The 23813-nt window shown below is 72.7% G+C and carries 23 protein-coding genes; 10 read left to right on the top strand and 13 right to left on the bottom strand.

The genetic code is table 11. The features are described 5' to 3' along the window. Window position 1: 1 nt before the first annotated feature. Window positions 2–1318, bottom strand: a complete 1317-nt coding sequence (locus ACFYOB_RS09135) for an ABC transporter substrate-binding protein (RefSeq protein WP_388556681.1) — start codon at window positions 1316–1318, stop codon at window positions 2–4. A 163-nt stretch (window positions 1319–1481) separates the two neighbouring features. On the opposite strand from ACFYOB_RS09135, the gene ACFYOB_RS09130 reads away from it, so the two are divergent. Beyond that, window positions 1482–2774 (top strand): ROK family protein, encoded by a 1293-nt coding sequence (locus ACFYOB_RS09130; protein WP_388556678.1) that lies wholly within the window; start codon window positions 1482–1484, stop codon window positions 2772–2774. 37 nt (window positions 2775–2811) lie between these two features. Here the strand turns inward: ACFYOB_RS09130 and ACFYOB_RS09125 are convergent, their stop codons facing one another. The 3 genes from ACFYOB_RS09125 to ACFYOB_RS09115 all read right to left on the bottom strand — a co-directional run bounded on the left by ACFYOB_RS09125 (window position 2812) and on the right by ACFYOB_RS09115 (window position 6231). Beyond that, entirely contained in the window at window positions 2812–3888 is a 1077-nt protein-coding gene (locus ACFYOB_RS09125; RefSeq protein WP_388556676.1) for an RNA ligase (ATP), read from the bottom strand. A 140-nt stretch (window positions 3889–4028) separates the two neighbouring features. Then, window positions 4029–4778 (bottom strand): peptidoglycan-binding protein, encoded by a 750-nt coding sequence (locus ACFYOB_RS09120; protein ID WP_388556673.1) that lies wholly within the window; start codon window positions 4776–4778, stop codon window positions 4029–4031. Window positions 4779–4956: 178 nt separating this feature from the next. Next, window positions 4957–6231: an MFS transporter gene (locus ACFYOB_RS09115; protein ID WP_388556670.1), complete on the bottom strand. Its 1275-nt coding sequence runs from the start codon at window positions 6229–6231 to the stop codon at window positions 4957–4959. A gap of 231 nt (window positions 6232–6462) precedes the next feature. On the opposite strand from ACFYOB_RS09115, the gene ACFYOB_RS09110 reads away from it, so the two are divergent. Together ACFYOB_RS09110 and ACFYOB_RS09105 are read left to right on the top strand one after the other, a co-directional pair. After that, a complete protein-coding gene (locus ACFYOB_RS09110) occupies window positions 6463–6891 on the top strand; it encodes a hypothetical protein (protein ID WP_388556668.1) in 429 nt (142 codons plus the stop codon). A 58-nt stretch (window positions 6892–6949) separates the two neighbouring features. Beyond that, complete coding sequence (locus tag ACFYOB_RS09105; RefSeq protein WP_388556665.1) at window positions 6950–7792, top strand: MerR family transcriptional regulator; 843 nt, start codon at window positions 6950–6952, stop codon at window positions 7790–7792. Window positions 7793–7796: 4 nt separating this feature from the next. On the opposite strand, the gene ACFYOB_RS09100 is transcribed toward ACFYOB_RS09105, so the two are convergent. Beyond that, window positions 7797–8093 carry a hypothetical protein gene (locus tag ACFYOB_RS09100; RefSeq protein ID WP_388556663.1) on the bottom strand — a complete coding sequence of 99 codons (297 nt, stop codon included), beginning with the start codon at window positions 8091–8093 and terminating at the stop codon, window positions 7797–7799. A 98-nt stretch (window positions 8094–8191) separates the two neighbouring features. Between ACFYOB_RS09100 and ACFYOB_RS09095 the strand changes: the two genes are divergently transcribed. Then, window positions 8192–8662, top strand: a complete 471-nt coding sequence (locus ACFYOB_RS09095; protein ID WP_388556660.1) for a hypothetical protein — start codon at window positions 8192–8194, stop codon at window positions 8660–8662. 420 nt (window positions 8663–9082) lie between these two features. Further along, a complete protein-coding gene (locus tag ACFYOB_RS09090) occupies window positions 9083–9601 on the top strand; it encodes a GNAT family N-acetyltransferase (protein ID WP_388556805.1) in 519 nt (172 codons plus the stop codon). An 11-nt stretch (window positions 9602–9612) separates the two neighbouring features. Here ACFYOB_RS09090 and ACFYOB_RS09085 read toward each other — a convergent pair whose 3' ends face one another. Next, window positions 9613–10638, bottom strand: a complete 1026-nt coding sequence (locus tag ACFYOB_RS09085) for a helix-turn-helix transcriptional regulator (protein WP_388556657.1) — start codon at window positions 10636–10638, stop codon at window positions 9613–9615. 123 nt (window positions 10639–10761) lie between these two features. Here ACFYOB_RS09085 and ACFYOB_RS09080 point away from each other — a divergent pair, with 123 nt between their 5' ends. Beyond that, window positions 10762–11172 (top strand): DUF3224 domain-containing protein, encoded by a 411-nt coding sequence (locus ACFYOB_RS09080; protein WP_388556654.1) that lies wholly within the window; start codon window positions 10762–10764, stop codon window positions 11170–11172. A gap of 97 nt (window positions 11173–11269) precedes the next feature. Here the strand turns inward: ACFYOB_RS09080 and ACFYOB_RS09075 are convergent, their stop codons facing one another. Continuing rightward, window positions 11270–14002, bottom strand: a complete 2733-nt coding sequence (locus ACFYOB_RS09075; protein ID WP_388556651.1) for a DNRLRE domain-containing protein — start codon at window positions 14000–14002, stop codon at window positions 11270–11272. Window positions 14003–14304: 302 nt separating this feature from the next. On the opposite strand from ACFYOB_RS09075, the gene ACFYOB_RS09070 reads away from it, so the two are divergent. The 3 genes from ACFYOB_RS09070 (at window position 14305) to ACFYOB_RS09060 (ending at window position 16085) form a co-directional block, all read left to right on the top strand. Then, a complete protein-coding gene (locus ACFYOB_RS09070) occupies window positions 14305–14607 on the top strand; it encodes a hypothetical protein (protein ID WP_328924194.1) in 303 nt (100 codons plus the stop codon). Window positions 14608–14765: 158 nt separating this feature from the next. After that, window positions 14766–15227 carry a Crp/Fnr family transcriptional regulator gene (locus ACFYOB_RS09065; protein ID WP_388556648.1) on the top strand — a complete coding sequence of 154 codons (462 nt, stop codon included), beginning with the start codon at window positions 14766–14768 and terminating at the stop codon, window positions 15225–15227. Window positions 15228–15641: 414 nt separating this feature from the next. Then, window positions 15642–16085 (top strand): SSI family serine proteinase inhibitor, encoded by a 444-nt coding sequence (locus tag ACFYOB_RS09060; protein WP_388556645.1) that lies wholly within the window; start codon window positions 15642–15644, stop codon window positions 16083–16085. 73 nt (window positions 16086–16158) lie between these two features. On the opposite strand, the gene ACFYOB_RS09055 is transcribed toward ACFYOB_RS09060, so the two are convergent. After that, entirely contained in the window at window positions 16159–17010 is an 852-nt protein-coding gene (locus ACFYOB_RS09055; RefSeq protein WP_388556642.1) for a GNAT family N-acetyltransferase, read from the bottom strand. Between the two features lie 87 nt (window positions 17011–17097). Further along, a complete protein-coding gene (locus ACFYOB_RS09050; RefSeq protein ID WP_388556640.1) occupies window positions 17098–17529 on the bottom strand; it encodes a hypothetical protein in 432 nt (143 codons plus the stop codon). Window positions 17530–17748: 219 nt separating this feature from the next. On the opposite strand from ACFYOB_RS09050, the gene ACFYOB_RS09045 reads away from it, so the two are divergent. Further along, complete coding sequence (locus tag ACFYOB_RS09045) at window positions 17749–18489, top strand: NAD-dependent deacetylase (RefSeq protein WP_388556637.1); 741 nt, start codon at window positions 17749–17751, stop codon at window positions 18487–18489. Here ACFYOB_RS09045 and ACFYOB_RS09040 read toward each other — a convergent pair. From ACFYOB_RS09040 to ACFYOB_RS09025, 4 genes are all read right to left on the bottom strand, one after another. Then, window positions 18486–18974, bottom strand: coding sequence for a VOC family protein (locus tag ACFYOB_RS09040; protein WP_388556634.1), 489 nt, complete (start codon window positions 18972–18974; stop codon window positions 18486–18488). The two genes, ACFYOB_RS09045 and ACFYOB_RS09040, sit on opposite strands and share 4 nt — an antisense overlap. Before the next feature lie 125 nt (window positions 18975–19099). After that, window positions 19100–22687 (bottom strand): CDP-glycerol glycerophosphotransferase family protein, encoded by a 3588-nt coding sequence (locus tag ACFYOB_RS09035; protein WP_388556631.1) that lies wholly within the window; start codon window positions 22685–22687, stop codon window positions 19100–19102. A gap of 168 nt (window positions 22688–22855) precedes the next feature. Then, window positions 22856–23230, bottom strand: coding sequence for a hypothetical protein (locus ACFYOB_RS09030; protein ID WP_388556628.1), 375 nt, complete (start codon window positions 23228–23230; stop codon window positions 22856–22858). 71 nt (window positions 23231–23301) lie between these two features. Continuing rightward, window positions 23302–23748 (bottom strand): roadblock/LC7 domain-containing protein, encoded by a 447-nt coding sequence (locus ACFYOB_RS09025; protein WP_388556625.1) that lies wholly within the window; start codon window positions 23746–23748, stop codon window positions 23302–23304. Between the last annotated feature and the right edge of the window lie 65 nt (window positions 23749–23813).

Raw genomic sequence — 23813 nt, 5'->3', positions numbered from 1 at the left:
CTCAGTTCGGCATCTGCTGCTGGGCCTTGGTGAGCTTCGCCTTGACCGATTCGGCGGTCACGGCGCGGCCGGCCGCGGCGTCGGCGAAGAGCTCCTTGATCGCGGTGCCGACGGTGGTCTCGAACTGCGACTCCTCGGGGACCTGCGGGAGCGGGGCGGCGCTGGTGGCGAGGGTGTCGCGGAGCACGGTGAGGTCTTCGGCGGCGAAGGCCGGGTCGCTCTGGGCGGCCTTGACCGGCGGGATGGAGCCGTAGGCCTTGTTGAGGATCTTCTGCTCCTCGTCGCCGGTCATGAACTTCACGAATTTCAGGGCGCCGTCGATGTTGTCGGTGTTCTTGAAGACGGCCAGGTTGATGCCCGCGACCATGGAGTTGGTGTTCCTGCCGGTACCGGGGGTGCCGCCTGCGGGGACGGGGACGGGGGCCACACCCCAGTCGCCCTCCTTCATGCCGTGTGCCTTGAAGCTGCTGGCGGCGCTCTGCCACAGGACCATGGCGGTCTTGCCGCCGGCGAAGTCCTGGAGCGACTGGTTCTTGTCGTACTCGGCGTTGCCGGGCGCGATGATCTTGTCCTTGGCCATCAGGTCGACGTACTGCTTGACGGCCTCGACGTTGGCGGGGGTGTCGAAGGAGGGCTTGCCGGCGGCGTCGAAGAACTCGGCACCGTGCTGCCTGGAGAGCACGAAGGCCTGGTGGATGTTGTTGGAGAGGTTCGAGCCCTCGGCCCCCAGCGCCCATTTGCCGTCCTTGGACAGCCTCCGGCCGGTGGCGGCCATCTCGTCCCAGGTGGCCGGGGGTTTCTCGATGCCCGCCTCCCGGAACATCTTCTTGTTGTAGTAGAGCGCGTACGACATCGAGTAGAGGGGGACGGCGGCCGGGTCCTTGCCGGCGGCCCCGCCGGAGCCGATCGCGGACTCGACGAAGCGGTCCTTGCCGCCGATCGCCTCGAAGTTCCCGGCGTCCCAGGGCAGCAGGGCGCCGGTCGCCTGGAGGGAGGATGACCAGGTGTTGCCGATGTTGAGGACGTCCGGGCCCTGCCCGGAGGCGGTGGCGGCGAGGATCCGATTGAGCAGGTCGGACCACGGGACGACTTCGAGCTTCACCTTGATGCCGGTCCGCTGCTCGAACTTCTTCAGCTCGGGACCGAGCGTGGCCTGGTCCGCCGCGATGTCCGGGCCCTGGTTCGACGCCCAGTAGGTGAGCTCCTCCGGGGCGGTGTTGGATCCGGCGCCGCTGTCCGCGGATCCGCCGCCGCAGGCGGTGGCGGTGAGGAGGGCGACGGTGACGGCGGCTGCGGCGGCGGCTCTGGTTCTGCGCATGGCGGCTCGGCCCCTTTCGGCGAGGCTCGCGGGCAACGGAAAGGCCGACGCGGGCGCTCCGTCCAGGCCTTAATTTAGGACGTGAGTTAAGCCTCGTGAAAGGGTCGCGTCAAGAGGTCGCGCAAGGGTATGTTGCGAGCGATGTCACTGCGGAAGGGGCCGGATGACCACGGGGCGTAGCGGACGAACGGTGCGGGACCTGCGGCGGGGCAACCGGAGCGCCGTTCTCCAACGGCTGTACTTCGGCGGGCCGATGAGCCGCCAGGAACTCGGGCCCGCCACCGGGCTGAGCTCCGGATCCGTCAGCAACGTCGTCGGCGAACTCGTCGCGGACGGGCTGCTGGAGGAGGCCGGCGTGGTCGACTCGGACGGCGGCCGGCCCCGCACCCTGCTGCGCGTGGCGCCCGGCAGCGCCCACATGATCGGCGTCGATGTCGGCGAAACCCGGGTCCGTGTCGAACTGTTCGACCTGGCCCTGACCGAACTGGCCCGCACCGAACTCCCGTTGCTGCCGCGCGGCTGCTATGACGTCGGCCCGATCGTCGACCACATCGAGCAGGGCATCGCCACCGTGCTCGCCGAAGCCGGTGTCGGTACGGAGCGGCTGCTGGGCGTGGGCGTCGGAGTGCCGGGCATCGTGGACCGCGAGGCGCCGGGCGGAGCCGTGGTGCACGGCCAGACCATCGGCTGGGACGCGGTCCCGCTGGAGGAGCTGCTGCGCGCCACCGGAGCCCTGCCGCCGGAGGTCCCGTACATCATCGACAACGGCGCGCGGACCCTCGGCCAGGCGGAGATGTGGTTCGGCGCGGGGCGCGGGGCCAGGGACGCGGTGGTCGTGCTCTTCGGCTCGGGCGTCGGCGCGAGCCTGATCACCGACGGCTCGACGGACGGCGGGACGACGCAGGGGACCCCGCTGGAGTGGGGCCACCTGACGGTCTCCGTACGCGGCCGGCGCTGCCGGTGCGGGGCGCTGGGCTGCCTTGAGGCGTACACGGGAGCCGAATCCCTGCTGGCCCGCTGGGCCGAGCGCGGCGGGGGCCCGGTGGACTGCGTGGACGAGGAGGAGGCCCTGTCGGCCCTGCTGGCGGCGGCCGGTTCGGGGGACCCGGTGGCACGGGACGTCCTGGACGAGACCGCGGAGTACCTGGGCGCGGGGCTGTCGGACCTGATCAACCTGTTCCGTCCGGAGCGGATCCTGATCGGCGGCTGGGCGGGCCTGATGCTGGGCCCCCACATCCTGGCGGCGGTACGGGAGCACGCGACGCGGTACTCCCTGCGCCATCCGGCGGGCCGGGTCACCGTGGGCCTGGGTTCCCTCGGCCCGGACGCCGTCACGGTCGGCGCGGCCACCCTCCCCCTCTCGGCGTTCTTCGCGACGGGCGGCCGCCGCGCTGCCCCGGCCCCCCACACCGAACCGCCGGGCCGGCGCACGGCCCTGGAGGACCGAAAGCCGTGAGCGACGGGGCCGGGGCCGGCCGGACCGGCCCCGGCGGTCACTCGTACTCCGTACCGCCCTTCCGGGTCAGGTACGCCGGGCTCACCGCCTTGCCGATGGCGCGTCCGCCCACCACCGGGCTGTACCGCTCCACCGCCGGCCGGATCACGACCCCCTCGCGCAGGTGCAGCCCCCGCCCGGACACGGTCTCGCGGCCGCTCGCCAGCTCCAGCACGGTGTCGAGGTCGTACGGCCCCTCGTACAGCCGCGGCACCAGCGGCAGCTCGCCCTCCGGCAGCACGGCAGCCGGGTCCAGCCACCGCACCTGCCCGTCGATCTCCGCGGACACGTCGAAGACGGCGTATCCGGGCGGATCGCCGGCGGTGCGCGCATCCGTCCCGTAGCCGAGGTCCTGCACGCCCGCGCCGTACACCTCTGCGAAGATCCCGACCCGGCTCGCGCCGAGCCGGGCGGCCAGTGCGGCCGCGACGGCCGGCACGCCGTGCCCGCGGACGGCCCGCCAGTAGACGTTGCGCTCGTCCTCGCTCAGCGCGAGCCCCTTCGAGCCGTATCCCTTGGAGGAGACCACGGCCCGCTCGCCCTCGACGACGTACGTGAACAGGCAGGCGGTGCCGTGCAGTTTCTCCGTGAGGACGACCGGCTCGCCGGGCTCGAAGAGGTGCGGATAGCGCTGGAGGTTCTCGATGTCCACCCACGGCATCAGGTCCGGGGCGGACTCGACGTCGCCGTTCATCGTCGTCGGCACGGGCGGCGCCCATTTGGTGATGCCGAGCAACTCCGCGAAGTCCGTGCCCTCCTTGGCCGCCAGCACCAGATCGACGTCGGCGAGCGCGCTCGGCCGGCACACCAGCCCCTGCGAGAGCTCGCCGCGCAGCCGGACCGCCTTGACCCGGTCGGCGGAGCTTCCGGCCAGCCTCCCGGTCAGGCCGAGCTCCTCGATCAGGCCGGGCGGCAGGACGGCCTGCTCCGGTATGTACAGGGCGAACTCACCCGTGCGGTAGGCGCCCTTGGCGACGACGGCTCGGTACAGGCCCACCTGGGCCAGCTCCAACGCGTCGGCGTTCGGGTGCTCGTGGACGGTCAGCTCCTCGACGGTGACTCGCAAGGTCGACATGGGCGGACTCCTCGGACGTGGCGGTGGTGATGGACGCGGCTGCGGCCGACGCCCACTTTCCCTCCCGCCATTTCCGCTGGTCCAGCGCTTATCGGGGTGTTAGCCTGCCGGGCCGCCAAGTGCCGCCGACCGCGGGACGGTCAGCCGCCGATGGGGAACGCCGCCTGCGTGGCGGGCCCGTAGACACCGGGCTGGTCGCCCTTGATGTCCCGGTCGCGCTGGAGCTGGGCGACGCCGCGCCGTGTCTGGCTGTCGTAGACACCGGTCGTGGCGACGTACGTGAACCCCTGCCCGAACAGCCGCTCCTGCAGGGCGCGCACCCCGGAACCGCTGTCCCCCATGCGCAGCGTCCCGTACGAGGCCTGCCCGGCCGAGGCGCTCGCCGACGGCCCCGGCTTCGGCGAGCCCTGGGAAGCCGAGGCCGAGGCCTGGGCCGAAGCGGACGCCGAGGGCTTCACGGACCGTACGGACACCTCCGGCGACGGGCTGCCGTCCGGGCTCCGCGCCGGGAGCGCCGGCAGGGACAGCCTGAGCGGCGCCTCGGCCCGCGCGGGGGGCTCCTCCTCGTCGGGGCCGCTCAGCAGGTACACCAGGCCACCGGCCAGGCCGAGCGCGATCAGGGTGAGGGCCGCCGCCGGGAGCCGGCTGCCGCGGCCACCGTCGCGCTCACGCCCGGCCGCGCGGCGTGAGCGGGGCACGGCGGAGGCGGCGTCGCGGGCGGCGGTCGCCTCCTCTCGCGGTTCGAAACCGTGAAAGGACAGCGGTGCGGGGCCGCTCTGCGGCCAGGCGGGAGCCGTCGGCCCGGACGGACCGTCCGAGGGCACCGCGTACGGGTGCGTGAACAGGCTGTCGCCGGGGACGAGTCCGCTCTCGTCGGGGTGGTGGGACACGGTTGCCGGTCAGTCTCTGGAGCGCCGTGCGGCACCGCGTGCACCGAGCGCGGGAGAACCACCGGTCGTGGCCGGGTGGAGCGAAGAGCGGACCGATATGGACATCCTGGAGTCTCCGAGTGCAGCTCATGCGGTGGTTCTTGATCGGGCGCACTCTGTCCCCTGTGCGCACCCCGGGTCAAGCCTGATGTCCGAACTGTCCCTTCGGTCCGCTATCCCGGCGACGGACCGACGTGACCCAGACGGTACCCGCGGCCAGGAGCATCAGGGCGGCTCCGCCGAGCGGGGCGGCCTGGGCCGCGATGCCGTCGACCGCGAGGCCGCCGAGCAGCGCGCCCGCGGCTATGGCCAGGTTGAACATGGCGACCATGAGCGAGGAGGCCGCCTCGGCCGCGGCCGGAGCCGCCTTGATCATCCAGCTCTGCAGGCTCACCGAGACCCCTCCGTACACCAGCCCCCAGGCGAGCAGCAGGGTGGTCCCGGCGACCGCTCCCGGCAGAACGGCGATCGACGCGAGGATCACGGTGAGGCAGGCGCTGACCGTGAGCAGCGTGCGATGGGCGTCGCGCGCCCCGGCCAGGAAGTTGCCCGCGACGCCCGCGACGCCGTAACCGAGCAGGAGGGTGCTGACGTACCGGGCGTCGATGCCGGAGACGTCCTGCAGGATCGGCCGTACGAAGGTGTAGGCGGCGAACTGTCCGGTCACCACGAGGAAGGTGACGACGACTCCCGCCCGGACTCCCGAGTTCTCGCGGAGCAGGGCGGGCAGTTCCGGGAAGGCGATGGGGCGGCTCGGCGGCAGCGGGGGCAACAGCAGGAGCAGGGCGGCCAGGGTGGCGAGGCCGAGCGCGCCGACCGCCGCGAAGGCGGTGCGCCAGCCGCCGAGTTCGCCCAGCAGGGTCCCTGCGGGGACGCCGAGCACGGAGGCGGTGGGGACGCCCCCGAAGACGAGCGCGGTGGCCCGCGCGACGTGGTGCGCGGGGACCAGCCGTGCGGCGAGCCCGCCGGCGATGGCCCAGAAGCCGCCGACGCTCACGCCGACGAGCAGGCGGGCCGCGAGGACGAGGGCGAAGTCCTGGGCGAGTGCGGCGGCGAGGTTGGCGGCGGCCATCAGGGCGATGAGCACGCAGAGCACGAGCCGCCGGTCCCGGCGGCCGGCGCCGACGGTGACGAGCGGCGCGCAGAATCCGGCGACCAGCCCGGGCACGGTGACCATCAGCCCGGCGGTCCCGTCGGACACCCCGAGATCGGCGCCGACGGATGTGAGCAGCCCGACGGGCAGCAGCTCGGAGGTGATCAGGCAGAAGATCCCGAGCGCGACGGCGCAGACGGCCGCCCAGCCCTTCCAGACGGGCCCGCTCCCGGTGCCGGGAGCGGGTGGAGCGGATGGATCGGGGCACCGACCGGATTCGGGGGTCGGCGCGGGGTTGCCGGGCGCGGCGGCTGCGGTCATGTGGCGTACTCCGTACGGGCTGATCGGCGGGCAGGACACGGCAGCGCGGGGCGCCGGGGGTCGCGCCTCCCCCATTGCCCGCACTGCCGTTCCAATTCCCCGCCCACCCCGGTAATTCCCGGCCCGGCCGCCGGACCGTGCCGGGCAGGATCGGTTCCGCTTCACGGCCGCCGTCACCCGGACGCGTGAGGCGTGGCCCCGGCAGGGCGGGGCGTACGGCAAGGTGGTCCGATGCAGTTACGCCGGGCCGTGCCCCTCTCCCTCCTCGCGCTCCTCGCGAGCGCCGGCTGTGTCTCCGTCGGCCCGCAGCAGTCGGCTCCGGTTCCCGCGCGCGGTTCCGTACCGCCAGCCGACGCGCCTGACGTGCCGCCGCCCGTGCCACTGCCCCTCGGGGAGCTGCCCGCGGCCGCAGCGGACGGCACCGGCCCGAGTCCCGACCCGGCCCCCGATCCGGCCCCGGACCCGGCCCCGTCGGCGGCGCGGCCACGGGCCAAGGCCTCCCGACCGTCCACCGGACGGCAGCACGCCGCCAAGCCCACGGTTCCCCATCCGCGGCGGGGGCCGGGCCGGCCACCGCGCATGGACGAGCTGTGCGCGGCCGCGGAGGGCACCGTCCCGCCCTCCATCGTCGATCTGTGCCTACGCCAGTACGGTCGCTGACCACCACGGTGCGAGGCTTGACCCTCCCCCTGTGTCAGGGCCTGCACTGGAAGGCGTCATGTTCACCATCGGAGACTTCGCCAAGCACGGCCGGGTGTCGGTCCGCATGCTGCGTCACTACGACGCCCTCGGACTGCTGCGCCCGGCCCGTGTAGACCCCTTCACCGGCTACCGCTTCTACGAGGCCGGGCAGCTCGCCCGCCTCAACCGTGTCATCGCGCTCAAGGAACTCGGCTTCAGCCTCGACCAGGTGGGGACGATCCTCGACGAGCGGGTGGGTACGGAGGAGATGCGCGGCATGCTGCGGCTGCGCCAGGCGGAACTGGAGACCGCCATGGCCGCCGCGGCGGCCCGGCTGGTCCAGGTCGAGGCGAGGCTCCGGACCATCGAGAGCGAGGGTTCCATGCCTGTCGACGACATCGTCGTGAAGAGTCTCCCGTCCGTCCGGCTCGCCGAGCTGTCCGGGATCGCGGGGAGCTACGAGCCGCAGGACATCAGTCCGGTCATCGGCCCGCTGTACGAGGAGCTGTGCCGCCGCGTCGAGGAGGCCGGGGTGGTTCCGACCGGTCCCGGCCTCGCCTACTACGAGGACGCGCCCGGCGTGGAGCCCGCCGCCGCGGTCCTGGTCCACGCCGGGCTGCCGGTGGCGGCGTCGGTCCGCGCCGAGGACCTCGGGGGCGGGGTACGGATCGTCACGCTGCCGGCTGTGGAGCGGGCGGCGACCGTGGTGCACCGGGGCTCGATGGACGGGGTGCTGCCGACGGCCCAGGCCCTGGCGCGGTGGATCGACGCGCACGGCCACCGCTCGTCGGGGTACGCGCGCGAGCTGACCCTCGCCTGCCCGCAGGACCCCGACCAGTGGGTCACCGAACTCCAGGAGCCCCTCGACCCGGCCTGCTGACGCCTCAGGCGCTGCGGCCGCGGATGTGGGCGCAGCGCCTGGCCGTGTCCCGGCGGGCGGTGCGCAGCCGGTGCACGGTGGTGCGGCCGCGGCGCCGCCACTCCCCCCGGGGCAGGGCGGCCCGCTGGCCGCCGCTCGCGATCAGGGCGTTGACCGGGGTCATCGGGTCGGCTGCCATCGCCTTGGCGAACAGGACGCCGACGACGAGCGGGACCAGGGCCACGGCCAGGGCGGTGCCGGCGGTGGTCACGTGCTGCATGCGCGGGCGGAGCGTGGCGCTGCGCGGGGCCTCGGAGGTCATGGCCTCATTCGACCAGCGGCGGCGCGGCGGGGAATCGGGGCGGATACTCAGGCTGTTGGGCGCCAGGTACTCAGACGGGCGGGCGGGGGTGGTGGGTGATGGAGGCATCCGGGCAGGGCTTCGAGGCCGCGACCGGCGACGGCTCTGACGCGCCGGACGTGTCCGGGGCATCGGCTGCCCGGCGGGCGGCGGAGGTACACACGGCGTACGAGGGGCTGCTCCAGATCCGTCGGCTGGTCAACGGCCCGGCGGGCACGGCGGTTCCCGCCCCGTGGGAGGTCCGCCGGCTGCCGCACGCGGTGGCCCTCGTACTGGAGGCGGCGGGGATCACACCGTCGGCGCTGGACGCGCGGGGACTGCGTACGCGGACGGGCTACCGCGTGGCCGCCGGAGCGGAGCCCGGGCGGGCGGAGGTGACCTGGACCGGTCCCCGGGGCGGCGGCGCGGCCGGCGAGGAACAGGAACGGCTGAAGGCCTGTGCGGCCGTGCTGGAACGGCTGGGTTGGGTGTGCCTGCTGTACCGGGGCGCCCGCGGGCGCCGCTTCCTGGAGGTGGAGCCCCCGCGCTGACGAAATCCGGTGGCCGTCACCGTCCCGCACGGCGAGACTCGCCCGATGAGCATGCTCGAAGCGCTGGCGGACCGAATCGGCCGCGGCGAGACCGTGGACTTCCGGCCGGCCGGCGGATCCATGGCGCCCCTGATCCACAGCCGGCTGGGGGTACCCCTGGACGGAGTCTGGGGGAGAATTCGCATCGCGCCGGCCGACCCGGCGCTGGTCGAGGTCGGCGACATCGTCCTGGCCCGTGTCAGCGGCGCGGTGTACCTGCACCTGGTGTCGGCGGTGGACGCGCCCCGCCGGCGCGTGCAGATCAGCAACAACCAGGGCCACGTCAACGGCTGGACCGGCCGCGACCGGGTGTTCGGCATCTGCCTGGCCGTGGACGGCGTCCCCCGCCCGGGCGCGGCCGCCAAGGTCCGCCGTCCCGCGATCCGGCCCGTCGCACTCGCCACCCGGCGCCTCGACCTGCTCCCGCTGAGCCCCGCGCACGCCGACGAGATGGCCCTCGTACTGGCCGACCCCGCCCTGCATGACTTCATCGGCGGCGCACCGCTGTCGCCCGACGGGCTCCGCGCCCGCTACGAGCGGCTGGCGGCCGGCTCCCCCGACCCCGAGGTCGTATGGGCCAACTGGGTACTGCGGCTGCGCGAGCAGGGAAGGCTGGTCGGCACCGTCCAGGCCACGATCACCCCCGGCCGTGACCGGGCCGAGCTGGCGTGGACCGTCGGCACCGCATGGCAGGGCCGGGGTTTCGCCGCGGAGGCCGGCCGGGCGCTCGCCGCCTGGCTGACGGAGCTCCCGATCGGCACCCTCGTCGCGCACGTGCACCCGGACCACGCCGCCTCGGCGGCGGTCGCCGCGGCCTGCGGCCTGCGCGCGACCCCGCACCGCCAGGACGGCGAGATCCGCTGGCAGTCCGACGGCCGCGGCGGCCTCGGCTCGGGGTGAGGCGGCCGGTGTCAGCGGTAGCGGGCGGCGAGCGCCTCGACCGTGCCGGCGACGGCCGAGCGCAGCGCGGGCGGGCCGAGGACCTCGGCCTCCCTGCCCAGCCGGAGCAGGTCGCCGACCGCGACGGCTTCGGACTCCACCGGGAGCCGGATCCGTACCCAGCCCTCCGCGTCGGCCGGACCGGCGTCCGCGAGCGCCCGTACGCCCGCCGCGCCGAACTGCATCGGCAGCAGCCGCTGCCCGCGGGGAGAGAGGCGCAGCTCGGCGGTCTGCTGGTGGAGCACGGCGTCCAGGCGACGGGTGGACTCCTGCCAGTACGCGGCGAGTTCGAAGCCGGCGGGCCGCTCGAAGGCGTCGGCCGAGGTGTCCACCGCCAGGAACCGGGAGACCCGGTACGTCCGGACGGAGGCCGCGGGGGCCGCGGGGGCCTCTGAGTTCACGGCATTCTCGGCGTGCTCGGCGTGCTCGGAATGCCCGGCCCGGGCCACTAGGTACCAGATGCCGCCTTTGAGGACGAGGCCGAGCGGATGCAGTTCGCGGTGCACCTCGCCGCCCCAGCGGCGGTAGTGGGTGTGCAGGACCCGCTGGTCCCAGACGGCTTCGGCGATCCGCGCGAGGTGCGGGACGGGGTCGGCGTCGCGGAACCAGGCGGGCGCGTCGAGGTGGAATCGGTCCTGGATCAGCCTCGCCCGCCCGGCGAGCGCGGCGGGGAGGGCGGCCTGGAGCTTCAGCTGGGCGGCGGCCAGCTCGGCGCCGAGGCCGAGTTCCCGCGCGGGGCCGGGTACTCCGGCGAGGAAGAGGGAGCCGGCCTGGGCGTCGGTGAGGCCGGTGAGGCGGGTGCGGTAGCCGTCCGCCAGCCGGAACCCGCCCGCCGGACCCCGGTCTGCGAGGACGGGGACTCCGGAGGCGCCGAGGGCCTCGGCATCGCGGTAGACGGTACGGACGGACACCTCCAGCTCGGCGGCGAGCTCGGGCGCGGTCATCCGGCCGCGGTTCTGCAGCAGCAGGAGCAGGGAGAGGAGCCGGTCGGCGCGCATGGCAGTCATTGTCGCCGTACCTGACAGGAGGTGTCAGGTACGGCTGCCAGCCTGGGGGCACAAACCGCTGAACGGCCCGGGCGGGCGAGAACCGTCCGGGCCCGCCGAGAGGATCAGATCACCATGCCCACGCCCGTAGAGACCGGCGGCCGTTTCACCTTCGCCGACTGGCAGGAGGGTCCCGTCGGCCCCGCGGAGGCCACTGTGCGCCTCGCCCGCGCCGAGGTCGCCAATTCCTTCACCGGCGGGGTCGAGGCGGACCGCACCACCTGCACGTACACGATCGCGTACACCGGCGAGAAGGTCGGCACGTACACCGGCATGGAACTGCTCTCCGGCAGCGTCGACGGCCGCAAGGGCACCTTCGTCCTGGAGGAGCGCGGCAGCTTCGACGCCGCCGGTACCGTGTGCCGCTTCGAGGTGGTGCCGGGTTCCGGCACCGGCGATCTCGCCGGACTGACGGGCTCCGGAGGGTTCACCTTCCCGTACGGCGAATCGTCCGTGGAGTACACCTTCACGTACTGCATCGCCTGAGGCCCGGGCCGTCCGGACAGTCGGTGGGGGCGGACCGGAACCGGCCCGTCCCCACCGACGGCGCTGCCCTACCTCACCACGTACCTCAAGGCGTACCTCATGGCGCGCCGAAGGTCAGCGTCAGCTGCGGTGTGCCCTCGTTGGCCTGCGCCTCCGAGGACCACAGCCACAGCGCGTCCGTACCGGCGCTGCTCAGGGCCAGGCCGTAGCCGGTGCCGAGGGCCGCGGCGACGACCTGGGTGTTCAGCGCCGTGGTGTGCACCGCAGAGCCGTCCGGGACCCCCGCGAAGGCGCCGAGCGCCGGACCGCCCGGGCCGGGGCGGTTGTTGTACGTCGTCCCGCCCTCGGTCCACGGCCCGGCGACCGGGACGACCGAGACGGTGTCCGTCGTACCGGCGCCGCTCATCGTGCTCGTCTTCACGCTGAGGGCGGCCGACTTCAGCACCGTGCCCGCGGGTGCGGCGGGCAGGTTGAAACGGAGGTAGCTCGCGTAGAACGAGGTGCCGCGCACGGCGAGCGAGCTCGAGGTGCCGTAATTGGTGTCGGGCGCGCCCGCGTTGGCGTAGGTGTCCTCCGCGGCGGTCACCTCGACCACCGAGTCGGCCGGGGCGGTGGCGAGGGCGTAGTGGTTCTGCACCTGCGCCGCGCTCAGGACGGTCGGGTAGACGGCGGTCTCGTCGAGCCGGCCCGCCCAGTACTCGCTGGTCGGGCGGTCCGGCCAGCCGCCGAGGCTGTCGCCGCCGGCGTGCCAGTAGCCCGAGAAGTTCTCGTGGGTGGTGACGTTCAGGGTGCCCTTCTGCGCACCGTCGACGTAGAGGGTCATCCCGCCGGGGCCCTGGGTGGCGACGACGTGGTGCCACTTGTCGTCGTTGTACGCGGCGCTGGTGGTGACGGTGCGGGTCGCGCCGGTGTAGACGCCGTACACCAGCCGGCCGTCATTGGTCATGTAGATATGCTTGTCGTACTGATTGCTGCCGCGGGACTGGTTGTTCCCGAAGCCGAAGAGCTTGCCGCCGCGGGTGGTGTTCGTCTTGAACCAGGTCTCGATGGTGTATGTGCTACCAACCGTCTGGCGCTTGTCCCCGTACACCTGGGTGTCCGTGCCGTTGAAGCCGATCGCCGTGCTCGCGCCGGAGACCGCACCGGGTGTCTGGCGCAGGGCGGGGGCGTTCAGGTGCACACCGCTCTGGTTGCCGCCGTCCGAGGAATCGGCGACGAAGGGCAGGGCCGACTCGTCGTAGCGCCAGTACTGCTGGGCCCCGTCGACGCGGACCTGGTTCGGGTAGCCGTCCACGGAAGTCGGGACCGTCACGCTCGCGGTGCCCGACAGGGCGCTGGCGTTGCCCGCCGCGTCGGTCGCCGTCACGCGGTAGGTGTACGACTGGCCGGGCGTGACGGTGGTGTCGGTCCAGGAGGCCTGCGGGCGCCGGAAGAACAGCGAGTCCGCGGTGACCGTGGCGATCGGCGGGGCCGCCCCGTTGCGGTAGATCTTGTAGGTCAGGGCACTGTCGTCGAGGTCGAGGCTGGTGCGCCAGCGCACCTGCGCCTGGCCGGGCTTGAAACTGACCGCGCTCGCGACGGGCACGGTGGGCGCGCCGGTGTCCCCGGTGGAGGCGAAACGCGTCAGGCTCTGCTGCGCCGCGCCGTTGACGGTGGTGAACTCGCCGCCGACCCACAGGTACTGGACGCCGCCCTTGGAGCCGACCGTCATCACGCGCGGGCCGATGCCCTCGCCGATGCCGTCGTTGGTGTCGGGGGCCCAGCCCAGCTTGCCGGTGCCACTGGTCGGCTGGGCGAGCAGGTGGTGGCGCTGGCCGTCGGGGAACTCGCCGACGCTGGAGCAGTCGTGCGCGTGCGAGGCGCTGTAGAGCACGCTCTGGTACGGCAGTACGGCCTGCGTGGCGCCGAGGCAGGTGTCGCGCCAGCGCTGGTTGAAGTCGCCGAGGCCCAGCGCGATCCGGCCGTCGAAGACACCACCGCCCGTGCCCTCGTTGGCGGTGTAGAAGCCGGTCGCGTCGGTCGCGATGTCCTTGACGACCGAGTTGGTCTCGATGAAGCCGGGATAGGACTTGGTGACCGCGCCGCTCGTCGCGTTCACGACGGCCAGCGCGTGCGTGTTCGTACCGTTGACGGTGAAGAAGTCGCCGCCGAGCAGCACGCTGTTGCCGTCCGGGGTGACCTCCACGGCGCGGCCGGGCTCGTCCGCGTTGGCGGTGAAGGGCCTGAGCGTCCCGTCGGCCGCGTCGACCGCGGCGAAGCGCTCGCGCTGCTGGCCGGCGACGCTGAGGAAGTCGCCGCCCGCGTAGACGGTGTCGTCGGTGACGGCGACGGCCCGTACGGTGGCCGCGAAGGCAGGCCGGAACGCGGGCTTCACCGTGCAGCTCGCCACGTCGATGGCGGCGAGACTGGAGACGGGGGTGCCGTTGACGGCGCCGAAATAGCCGCCCGCGTACAGGGTCCTCTTGTCGGGCGAGAGGGTGAGCGCGCGGACGGTGGCGGTGCCGCCGCCGACCGTGAAGGACAGCTCGCAGGAGGTCGGGGCGCCGGTCGCGGCGTCGAGCGCCACGAAGTTCGCCACCGGCTGCTCGCTGCCGGCGCCGCCCGCGGGCGGGCGCACGGCGGAGAAGGTGCCGCCGACGAAGACCTGGCCGCCCGCCTCGGCGAGGGCCCAGACCACGCCGTTGGGCTGCCAGGTCGACAGCGCGTCGGCGGTGAACGCGACGGGCGGGGTGATGGCCGCCGCCTGCTGGACGAGGCCGAGGCCGATCCCCGCGCCGGTTGTGGCCAGGGACAGGGCGAGAGCGGCCGCCAGCCCTCTGGATCTACGCATGAACCCCCCAGTTCGAGTGCGGTGTGGCCGTATCGGGCGCGGCCGGGTGAGTCATGGCCGGAAACGGCCGAACAGCCGTCCGCAGCCATGCGTACGGGCGCACCCTAGGGCGAATCTTCAATCGGTTCATCCCACTTGACACATCGGATGCCAAATTGGCGGTGCGCCAAGACGAGCCAACCGGAACCTGTCGGCCACCACCCGTTCGCACAGGGTCACCCTGGCAAAACCGCCCCGCGCGGCGCCGCGCCCCTCTACGGTGCCCTGGGGGGACGGGCACGGCACTGGAGGATGGGGCGGGGATGGACGAAGAAGAGGACATGCGGCTGGCGAGGATGACGCCGGAGATCTCCCGCCGCACGCTCGCCATGCTGCGCGGTCTCGCGGGCCTCGAACCCCCCGAGCAGGTGCCGGAGGACGCGATGGTCGTGGCCGACGCGATCCTGGCCGACTACGGCACCGACGGGCTCCGGGTACTGGCCATGACACTGTCGGCCTGGGCGACGGCGCAGATCGAGAACGTCGCCGAGCTGAGCGGGCGCAGCAACGAGGCGGTGCTGGACGCCATGGAACTGGCCTGCCTGGAGGCGAACGCCGACGAGTAGAGGGGCCGCCTGGCCGGGCGGGAACGTGCGGGGCGTACCGGGACCGGCCGGATGGGCCCGGTCCGGAAGAAGCCCTGTCCGTTGCGGTCTCGATGGGGCGCCAGTCGGCGACACTGGGGGTAGCAGTGCGCCGTGGGGGGTCGTGATCGGAGGCCGTCGTGAGCACACCTTCCCCCGTCCGGATGGCTGCCGTGCTGTCCGCCGAGCATCGTGGCCGACTGATGGCCCAGGCCCGCGAGGTCAATTTCCCCGAAGGCGCTCGGATCTTCGACGAAGGCTCCGTGGCGAAGTCCTTCTGGATCGTGCGCTCGGGCACGGTGACCTTGCAGATCCCCGTGGCCGGCGGCCGCAGGCCCACGCCCGTGGAGAACCTCGGCCCCGGTGAGCTGGTGGGCTGGTCGTGGCTGTTCCCGCCGTACGTGTGGCAGCTGAGCGCCGAGGCGATGACGCCGGTGCGGGCGTACGAGTTCGACGGCACGAGCGTGCGGTTGCTCATGGACGCCGATCCCGCCTTCGGGTCCGCGATCGGCCACTGGGTCGGGCGCGTCCTTGCCATTCGGCTGCACCAGACCCGCACCCGTCTCATCGACCTCTACGCCCCGCGCGCCGCGGCGCGCTGAGCCCTCCGGGCGGACGCCCAGCAGACGGCTGCCCGCAACATCCCGGCCGGGTTCAAGGCGACGAGGCCGCCGTCCGGCGGAGGCCGGCTGTCACGTTCTCCCGGACCGGCATCCCGCCGGCCCCCGCGAGCCGGGCCGGGAGCGACGAGTCCTGGGGTATGGCCGGCGCTGCCCGGCGGGGGTCCCGGAGCGCTTCCGGGGCCTTTTCGCAAAGGTTTCACGCGTGTCTCGCGGTCGGTGTTCGGCCGTTTCGGCGGCCTGCTCCGGCACAGGTCAGCCCTGTCGCACCGCTGCGGTCTGCAGTCATCCGTACACGATCGGTGACGAGAAATGGGGGTCCGAACGGGCGTTCAAGGCCCGCGTCGGCAAGACTCTGTCCGCTATCCGAAACAACAACCCAAGGGAGTGTTCGAAATGCGGTCCATCACCAGGGGTCTCGGGCTCGGTTCCGCCGCCATGGCGCTCACCGCGCTCACTGCGCTGGCCTGGCCGGGGGCGGCCGGAGCCGCTACTTCCGGCACGGAAAGCCTTTACGCCCCGTCCGCGCTCGTGCTCGGGGTGACCGCCGGAGACGACACCGCGACCGGTACGGTACTGCGCGCGGTGACGCTGGTCTGCGCGCCGACGCCGGGCGGGACGCACCCGAACCCGGTCGGCGCGTGCGCCGAATTACGTGCGAACGCTGCACGGCTGGACGTCCTCGCGGCGCCCGGGCCCGACGCGGCGTGTACCAAGGAGTGGAACCCCATGACGGTCACGGCCGACGGGGTGTGGCAGGGCCGTCGGCTGAACTACGACCACACCTTCGGCAACCCGTGCGGTCTGCGCAGCGCCAACGGCGTCCTGTTCAGCTTCTGACGCCCGCTCAGCGCATGCGGTGACCGGCCGGGTGGCACGTCGACAGCCGCCCGGCCGCGGTCGCCTCGCCGGGTCAGCCCAGTTCGAGGCTGGTGACCCCGTAGATCCCGGCCAGTTCGACCTCGGGGGCCGGGCCGGTGTACATCCTGGCGGTCTCGAAGGTGGGGACCATCCCGAGGCCCTCGAACAGGGCGATGCCGTGCGGGTTCGCGTCCGGCACGTCCACGGAGACCAGACCGCCGGGCGCGTGCTCGGCGAGCCGCCGCAGCAAGGTGGCGGCGACGCCGGGGGTGGCCGCGTAGAGGGGGCCGATACGGGAGGCTCCGCTGCACGGCCGGATGACGCCGATCCCCTCGATCCGGCCGCCGCGGACGGCGGCCAGCGCCGTCCGGCCGGGCAGAGCGGTCCAGGCGGAGAGGAAGGCGTCGCGCGCCTCGGGGAAGAACCGGCGGTCGTAGGCCGCGAGTTGCCCGAAGGGCAGCGCGGCCGCGTCGACCACGTCGACCCCGGCGCCGGCGTCCTCACCGGCGCCCTGCGGGACACCTTCGTGGCGGACGTTGTTCCAGGCCCGGCGGAAGCCGGACCTGCGGTAGTTGTCCTGCTGCTCGACGACCCCGTCCAGCCCGATGAGCCGGCCGTCCAACCGCTCCATCGCGGCATGCCAGAGCCTGATGCCGTACCCCTGCCCGCGAAAGGCGGGCAGGGCGATGTAGAAGCCGATGAACCCGAAACCCTCGCCGTAGCGGACCGCGGAGACGCAGGCCACCGGCTCGCCGTCGAGCCGGCCGACGAGGAAGCCCTCCGGGTCGGCGACCGCGAAGGCGAACCGGTCCGTGTCTCCCGGGTTCCAGCCCTCCTCGTCGGCCCAGCCGCGGATCATCTCCATGTCGGCGGCGCTCGCGCCGGTGATCTCGAATCCCGTCATGCCCGGTGTTGTACCAGACGGCCGAAGGACGTGCAGCAGGGCCTGATGAGCCGCCGGGAACCGGCCCTGCCGTGGCGCGCGGGTGTCTCAGCCCGCGCAGATCACGTCGTCGACCCGGATGGGCTCGGAGTCGAGGCGTACGTAGGCGGTGAAGGTGTCGGTCTCGCCGGACTCCCAGTGGGTGGTGACGGTGGCCCAGCCGACGGCCGCCGACTGGGCGACGGTGACCGGGCCGACGCTGATGTCCTGCGGTTCGTTCTGCGCGCAGAGCAGGACGTCGACCTCCGGGGTCTCCTTCTGTCTGTCCTTGAGCACCTGCGAGATGCGGCTCTCACGGTCCCGGTGGGACGGGCCGTGCTTGCCGTAGAAGGCCGCGAGGAAGTGACTGATCGCCTCGGCGTCGTGCCGCGGCGGCCCCGGGACGGCCACCGGCGCGGCGAGAGCGGGAACGGACGGCAGGGTCACCGGCGCCGACAGGGTCAGCAGCAGGGCGACAAGGCTGTACGGCTTGAGCTTCATGCCCGGTTTGTACCCGCCTGCCGGTGCCGAGGGCAGCGGCCCGGCCCGGATCTCACCCCAGTGGAGGTCGGGATTCACCGCAGAAACGGCCCTCCGGCCCCGGGCGCACGGGTCCCCGCCCCGATCTGCGGGAGGCGCAGACGGGCGGCGGACGGTGGCAGACGGGTGAACGGATAAATGCGGTCGCGTCCGCGAGGGACCCGTACATAGGCTCGGCGCATGGGGAAACCGCTCGTCGCAGTGTTCAGTGGGGCCGGGATGTCCACCGATTCCGGGATTCCGGACTACCGGGGGCCGCAGGGTCTGTGGCGGCGTGAGCCCGACGCCGAGAAGCTCGTGACCTACTCGTACTACATGGCCGATCCGGAGATCCGGCGCCGGTCCTGGCTGATGCGCGCCGAGCTCGCCGTGCTCGGGGCGCGGCCCAACGCCGCGCACCTGGCCGTGGCGGAGCTGGAGCGCGGCGGCACCCCGGTGCGGGTGATCACACAGAACGTGGACGGGCTGCACCAGCTCGCCGGGATGCCCGCACGCAAGGTGTTCGAGCTGCACGGCACCGCCCGGTCGGTGGTGTGCACCGCCTGCCGTGCCCGGTCGGACATGGACGAGGCGCTGGCCCGGGTCGCCGCCGGGGAGCCGGATCCCGCCTGCCGGCGGTGCGGCGGGATCCTCAAGGCGGCGACCGTGATGTTCGGCGAACGGCTCGACCCGCAGGTGCTGGGGCAGGCGATGGCGGTGGCCAAGGGGTGCCAGGTCTTCATCGCCGTCGGGTCGACGCTCCAGGTGCAGCCGGCCGCCTCCCTGGCCGGGATGGCGGCGGAGGCCGGGGCCCGGCTGATCATCGTGAACGCCGAGGAGACCCCGTACGACCCGCTCGCCGACGAGGTGGTCCGCGAGCCGATCGGGACCGCCCTGCCCGCACTCCTGGCCCGGATCTCCGCCGGCCGGAAAACGCTCTAGCCCGAGAACCCGTCGGCCGCCCGACGCAGCTCCGCCACGTCCAGCTTCTTCATCTTCATCATGGCGGCGGTGGCGCGGGCGGCCCGCTCCGGGTCCGGATCGCCGATCACGTCGATGGCACCCGGAGGGATGACCTGCCAGGACACCCCGAACTTGTCCTTGACCCAGCCACAGGCGGACTCCTGGCCGCCCTCCTTGGTCAGCTCGTCGTAGTAGTAGTCCGCCTCGGCCTCGTCGGCGCAGTGGATCTGGAAGGAGATCGCCTCGGTGAAGGGGAACTGCGGTCCGCCGTTGAGGCCGACGAACTTCTGCCCGTTGATCTCGAACTCGACGATCATCACGGCGCCCGGCGTCCCGGGGCCCGCTTCCGTGTAGCGGCTGGTCCGGCCGATCTTGCCGTCCTTGAAGACGGACACGTAGTAGTCGGCGGCCGCTTCCGCGTCGCCGTCGAACCACAGACACGTGGTGAAACCGTTGCCGCTCATCTCTGCCTCCAGGCCGGTGTGTGGACGGTGGTTACCGTTCCTCACATACAGACCGGCCCCGGGCCCGAAATTCATCGGTGGGCCCGGGGCCGGTCTGTGTTCGGCGGGGATTTCGCCCGTACGGCCTACTTCGCGGGCTGAGCGCCCATCGCGAGCATGCGGTCGACGACACGCTCGGTGGCGCGGCCGTCGTCCAGGTCGCAGAACTCGTCGCGGAACGCCGCCCGCGCCTGCGCGTACTGCTCGCCGACGGTGTCCGCGTTCCGTACGGCCTCGATCAGGCTCGCCGAATCGGCCAGCAGGGGGCCGGGCGCCTTCTCCTCCAGGTCGAAGTTGAAGCCGCGCAGCGTGCCCTTGTAGTGCTCCAGGTCGTACGTGAAGAGCAGGATCGGCCGGTCGGTGAGCGCGAAGTCGAAGATCGCGGAGGAGTAGTCCGAGATCAGCACGTCGGCGACGAGCAGCAGGTCGGCGGCGTCGGGCCAGCGCGAGACGTCGACGACGAAGCCGTCGCGGACGCCCTCGCGGACCTGCTCGCCCACGTGGTGGTGGCCGCGGATCAACAGGACGTGGTCCTCGCCCAGCTCACGGCGCGCCTGCTCCAGGTCGATCCGCAGGTCGAGCTTGTAGCCGCCGGACCAGCCTTCGCAGTTCTCGCGCCACGTGGGCATGTAGAGGACGACCTTCTTGCCCTCGGGCAGGCCGAGCCGCCGCCGGACCTCGGCGATCCGCTCGGCGTCGGGCCGTACGAGTGCGTCCGTACGCGGGCTGCCGGCCTCGATGACCTCGCCGTCGTAGCCGAGGGCGCGCTTGAGGAGCGGCGTCGCGTACGAGCTCGGGGAGGCGAGCAGGGTCCACTGGGCGCTGTCGTGCGCCAGCCCCTCCAGGATCTCGGGGCTCGTGTAGTAGTCGTGCACGAAGTCGTGGCCGATCTGCTTGATCGGCGTGCCGTGCCACGTCTGGACGACGACCTGACCGGCGCGGCGCTCGAAGTGCCCCGGCACGTTGTCGTTGGTCACGTAGTAGCGGGCGCGGGCCAGCAGTTCCCAGGCCTCCACGCTGTCGTGCTGCACGGCGCGTGCGGTCGCCGGGACCTCGGCGCGGCCGTCGCGGACCAGCCAGACGTGCTCCAGCTTCTCGCCGCGGCGCACCAGCTCCTCGTGGATGGCGCGGGGGGAGTCGCCTGCGCCGTTCCCCTGGAAGGTGTCGTAGAGGACGACGTCCTTGACCGGCAGGGCGCGCTGCGCCGGGTAGGTCTCGAAACGGATCACGCGCTGGGTGTAGCGGGAGCGGTCGTGCGGGCTGAGCAGCGGGTCGGCGACCAGCACCATGCGGTCGTAGAAGCGGGTCTCGACCCGCATCCGGCGGCCGTGCACGGTGAGCGGGTGCGGTCCGGCGAAGAGCAGGCCGGGGCCCATCTGCACGGGAGCGCCGCGGTCGACGCCGAGGAGGCCCGCGGTGGTTCCGCCCTGGGCGGCCGGGCGCAGCGTGGGCCACCAGCGGCCCTCGGGGAGCGTGGTGCGGCCGGCGTACGGCTCGGGGAGCACGGGCTCGAAGGTGGTCTCGAAGCCGTTGCCGTCACGGGTGACGGGGTAGCTGAACTCCACGCCGTGCGCGTTGTGCAGGACGAGCTCGTAGGGCTCGTCGGTGGGCGCGGTGAAGCGGCCCTTCAGGGTGACGGTGCCGTCCTTGGTCTCGACGGTGTCGATCAGCGGCGGCGAGGGCTGCACGGAGAGCGTCAGGTGTCCGGTGTTGCCGCGCTTGGCGAACAGGACGCGGCCCTCGGCCTGGCCGGGCAGGGGCAGGACCAGGCCGTTGAAGCCGCCGCGCTCGTCGTGGGCCAGGCGGTGCTCGGTGCCGTCGGCGCCGAGCACGGACAGGCTCCACGGCTCCGGGGTCCACTCGCCGGGCTCGCACGGGGCGTCCGGTACGGCGGCCAGCTCGGCCAGCGGCACACGGGCGGTGAACGGGATCCGGCCGGCGCCGGCCGCGGTACCGGCGGCGGTCTCCAGCGGGAAGGTGAGGACGGTGCCGGTGCTGACGTGCACGGCCTGCAGGGTGGCGGCGCCGTCGATCTGGGCGGAGAGCTCTCCGCTGATCAGGGCGGCGTCGTCACCGTCGGCTCGTACGTCCAGGGCGCGGGCGCGGACGATCTCCACCTGGATGGTGAGGGAGCCGGAGACGGACGGCACGATCCGGACGTCCGGGGCCACCCAGTGCGCGGGCGGGTTCTGGCCGGTGTCGTTCTCGCCGCCCTTGAGGCGGGCGCGGTGCAGGCCGCCGGCTCCGGTGACGGCGACGGAGGTGGTCCATATCCCTTCGCGCCAGGTGCCGCCCGACTGGAAGACCGAGGGGTCGACGACGGCGGTGAAGCCGGCCCAGTCGGCGTGCCTCAGGGCGAGGTGGTGGGCGTTCACGGTGGCCATCGGGGAGGCGACCGTACGGGCGCTGACGACCGAGCGGCGGCGCTTGCCGCCCTCGCGGAACACCAGCATCTTGCGGGAGCCGAGGCGGCTCTCCGCGCCGAGGTGGCCGGGCAGGGCGTAGCCGCGCAGGAGGAGCTTGCCGTCGGCCCAGGCCGCCTGCTCAAGGCGGCTGACGACGCGGCGCTCGCGCGGGCCGAGGGTGAGGATCTTGGCGGGGACCGGCGGGCGGCCCTGCAGGAAGGGGTAGTCCGCCTGCGGGCGGGCGATGCCCTTGACGGGCACGCTGTAGTGGTAGTCGCGCTGGTGGTCCTGGAGGGCGATGAAGTCCTCGACGCGGCCTTCGCTCGCCAGGAACGCCTTGAGGCGGTCGGCGACGGTCAGGTCGGACCAGGGGCCGGTGCCGATCTCCCGGACGAGGCCGCCGACCTCCTTGACGAACGCGGCGCGGAAGTCGGCGCCGCCTTCACCGACGTACTTGTAGATGAGCGGGAGTTCCTCGCTCAGTACGTTGTAGTCGTAGTCGCGCAGGTAGCGGGTGTACTTGGCGCCCTGCTTGGCCTTGAGAGACTCGCGGACCAGGCGGACGGACGTCACGCGGTCGATGAGCGAGACCGGGTCGGTGGAGCGCTGGGTGATGGAGCGCTCGCCGGTCTCGCGGACGCGCCAGTGGTAGACGCAGTCGCTGAGGATGTCGACGCTGGAGGCGAAGTAGTGCGCGGGGATGCTGACCGGGGCGTCCTCGTAGAGGATGCCCTCCGGGTACTGGAAGCCGTGCTCGTCCCAGAAGGTGCGCCGGTAGACCTTGTTCCACGCGGTGCGGTCGGTGACCAGCGCCGGGAACTTGGAGATGTGGGTCTTGAGCTGGGTCTTGGCGAAGGCCGCCCGGTGGCCCCAGGACTGCGACATGCCGACGGAGCGGAAGCGCTTCACGTTGCCGCCGGCGAAGTCCGAGCCCGTCTCGTCGAGGGCCTCGATCAGCCGCTGGTAGGCGTAGTCCGGCATGGTGTCGTCACTGTCGACGAAGGCCAGGTACTCGCTGTCCTTGTGGGCGTGCCGGGCACCGACGTTGCGAGCGGCGCCGAGGCCGGCGTTCTCCTGCATCACGACCCGGAAGCGCTTGTCCCGCGCGGCGAAGGCCTTGGCGATGACGGCGCTGGTGTCCGTGGACCCGTCATCCACGAGGATGGCCTCGAAGTCGCCGAAGGTCTGAGCGGCGATGGATTCCAGGCACTCGTCGAGGTAGAGCTCGACGTTGTAGACGGGGACGACGATGCTCAGGCGCGGGGGCATGGGTGGCGGGTTCTCCAGCGTTTGGTGCTTTATCGATGATCAGCTACTCACAGCATCCTACTAGGTGGCAGAATCGCGATCTCCTCCCTTATCGGGCATACCACAGTTGATCGCCGGGGCGGACGGCAAAGATTTAAGCCGCCCGCCACCTCGACGACGCGGTCTGGCTCAGATTTCCAGCTCGGCCTCGATCCTCTTCAGCTGGTGGCGGGCCATGGCGAGGTTGGCCCGGCCCCTGTCGAGGGCGAGGTAGAGGAAGAAGCCCGAGGTGCCCCGGCCCTTCAGCAGGCGGATCAGGTGGTACTGGCCGCCCAGCGTGATGAGGATGTCCTCGATCTCGTCCTTGAGGCCGAGCATCTCCATCGTGCGGACCTTGGCGCGGACCACGTCCGTATTGCCCGCGGCGGCCACCGCGAGGTCGAGGTCCTTGCCACCGCCGATGGTCCCGAGGGCCATGCCGCTGCCGTAGTCGACCAGGGCGGCGCCGAGTGCGCCGTCGATGGTCGTGGTGCATTCCTTGAGGCAGGTCTCGACATTTGCCATGAGTGGTTCCTCTTTCGTGTTCGCTGTGGCTGTTCTGGTTGCGGTGCAGTCTGGTGTCGCCCTACGGGGCGTCAGGTGGGCGGAGCGGGCGGCAGCGGCGGAAGGGGCGGAACGCCGGTGCCCCGCCGCCCGAGGGTGCGGTCGATGAGCTCGCCCACGCGCAGGCTGGAGCGCCGGGCCTCCAGGTGGAGCCGGCCGACGTTGACGCGCGGCTCCGCGGTCAGGGTGAGGACGGCCGCCTCGCCCGCCGCATAGGTGGCCACGTAGCCGTGCTCACCGCGCACGAGCAGCTCGCGGAATCCGCCCTGGCCGGTGCTGTCGCTCAGGCGCTGGGCGACACCGAGGGCGGCCGCGGTCAGTGCCGCGACGGTCTCGGCCTCGGCAGCTGCGCTGTCCTGGGCGAGTACGAGGCCGTCGGCGCTCGCGGCGAGGGCGCCGGTGAGCTGGGGCACGCGGGCCCGCAGCCTGCGGAGCTCGGCGAGTATCTCGGCCTCCGCCTCGGGAGGCACCGTGCTCATGTCGGCCTTTCTCCTTTCGGGCTGCCTCCGCTCGGAGCGGTCGGCGCGCAGGGCCGGTCGCAGCG

Origin of the sequence: Streptomyces sp. NPDC006463, from assembly GCF_042870715.1 — a bacterium.
Taxonomy (GTDB): Bacteria; Actinomycetota; Actinomycetes; order Streptomycetales; family Streptomycetaceae; genus Streptomyces.
This window is presented reverse-complemented; position numbering and strand designations above follow the sequence as displayed.